Annotated in this window: 2 protein-coding genes; one reads left to right on the top strand and one right to left on the bottom strand. The window is 38.7% G+C overall.

All coding sequences use genetic code 11. The features are described from left to right. Nucleotides 1-67: 67 nt before the first annotated feature. A complete protein-coding gene (locus AABK37_RS41195; RefSeq protein WP_432557144.1) occupies nucleotides 68-1246 on the bottom strand; it encodes an RNA-guided endonuclease InsQ/TnpB family protein in 1179 nt (392 codons plus the stop codon). Nucleotides 1247-1382: 136 nt separating this feature from the next. Between AABK37_RS41195 and tnpA the strand changes: the two genes are divergently transcribed. Next, entirely contained in the window at nucleotides 1383-1778 is a 396-nt protein-coding gene (gene tnpA / locus AABK37_RS41190) for an IS200/IS605 family transposase (RefSeq protein WP_432557143.1), read from the top strand. Nucleotides 1779-1857: the final 79 nt, after the last annotated feature.

Genomic DNA, 1857 nt, shown 5'->3' with positions numbered 1-1857 from the left:
TTGACACTCCCACGGCTACGAAAACATCGCTTCGCTCGTTTTCATAAAAAGCCGTGGGATTCTTCCTTCAACCAGCCAACTTACTTAAAGGAGTTTCCCCACTTAAGCAGAGGTCGTTCTGTCCAGAAGCTTTAGATTCCGTATGCCCTACGGTACTTTTTAATCCTTTATTCAAAATCATAATCGCCGCGTTGTGGTCGCGGTGCATCACCGTTCCACAATTATTACATCTATGGGTACGAGTAGACAACGACTTTTTAACTTGTGTCCCACAAACAGAACAGTCTTGCGATGTGTAATGTGGTGCAACTGCTATCGCCCAAATATCAAAAACTTTGGCGTAGTAATCCACCCAATCAGTGAACAATGACCACGATGCGTCACTGATAGATTTAGCTAAACGGTGGTTTTTTACCATGTTTTTTACCTGCAAGTCCTCATAGACTACCAAATCGCTAGACTGGACAAGCGCTCTTGCTGTCTTAACAACAAAATCTTTACGCTGTCTACTTACCTTGAGGTGTTTTTTAGCTAATTTATTAACAGCTTTACGACGGTTAATTGAACCTTTTTTACATTTTGATGCTTTGCGTTGTTTGCGTTTTAAGGATTTTTCAGATTTCCGTAGTAGTCTTGGATTTTCTACTGTCTGTCCTTCCGAATCAGTGTAGAAAAACTCAAGCCCTACATCAATTCCAACTTTATTTCCACTATGCTGATGTTGTTCAGTGCGTTCTACGTCAACACAAAATTGGCAAAAATAACCATCAGCACGTTTAACTATTCTAACTCGCTTAATCTGCGGTGGGGAATAAAAACTTAGGTCACGAGTACCAATTAATTTAAGCTTGCCAATATTAAAACCATCACTAAATATGATGTATTTTTTATCAGCGGATAACTTATAACCAGTTGTTTTGTACTCTACAGAATGACCACGTTTTTTGAATCGCGGGTATCCTTTCTTACCTGACTTTTGTTTTTTACAATTGTCATAAAAACGTTTAATTGCAAGCCATGCTCTATCAGCAGAAGCTTGACGCGCCATAGAGTTAAGTTTGGTAGCAAAATCAAATTCCTTGGCTAAAACAGCGCAAAGCTTTTGAAGGTCATTCTTACCAACATCCTTGTTATTCATCCAATGTCTTAGAGCCTTGTTACGGATAAACAAAGCAGTTCTAATAGCTTCATCTATTGAATTGTACTGACTTTGTTTGCCTTTTAACTTAGCTTCTAAAACTAGCATCGTTTCGACCCTTCGGGTTCGCAAGTTCCCCATCGCCGGAAACCGCGCCCGTCGGGGACTTGCTCACCTGTTGACGACATATCTAATATAATACAGTATGGTTGATAGGTACAACTTATCGACCATTGTTTGAGATATGAATAGCAAATACAGACACAAAACAACATCAGTTACACTTATCAATTACCATTTTGTTTGGATTCCTAAAAGAAGGAAAAAAGTGCTTATTGGGGATGTAGCTAAACGACTTGAGGAATTGTTATATGAAAAAACAAAAGAACTAGATTGTGAAATCATAGCTCTTGAAATCATGGAAGACCATGTACATTTGTTTCTTTGTTGTCCACCTACTTTAGCACCAGACCAAATTATGTTTAGACTAAAAGGATACACGTCAAGAGTTCTTAGGCAAGAATTTCCACATCTATTAAAACTACCTTCGATGTGGACTAGAAGTTACTTTTGTGGCACTGCTGGAGACGCATCAAGTGAAACAATTAAAAAATATATCGCTAACCAAAAAACACGTTAAAAACTAGATTGCGCCTAAAGGCGCTACGCATTCATCCCACGGCTAAAAGCCGATGGGCTTTCTGCTTTCAATTTTGTAA

It is taken from the genome of Tolypothrix sp. VBCCA 56010 (genome assembly GCF_050875635.1).
Classification (GTDB): Bacteria; Cyanobacteriota; Cyanobacteriia; order Cyanobacteriales; family Nostocaceae; genus Hassallia.
The sequence above is the reverse complement of the archived record's forward strand: the minus strand, read 5'-3'. Positions and strand labels throughout refer to the sequence as shown.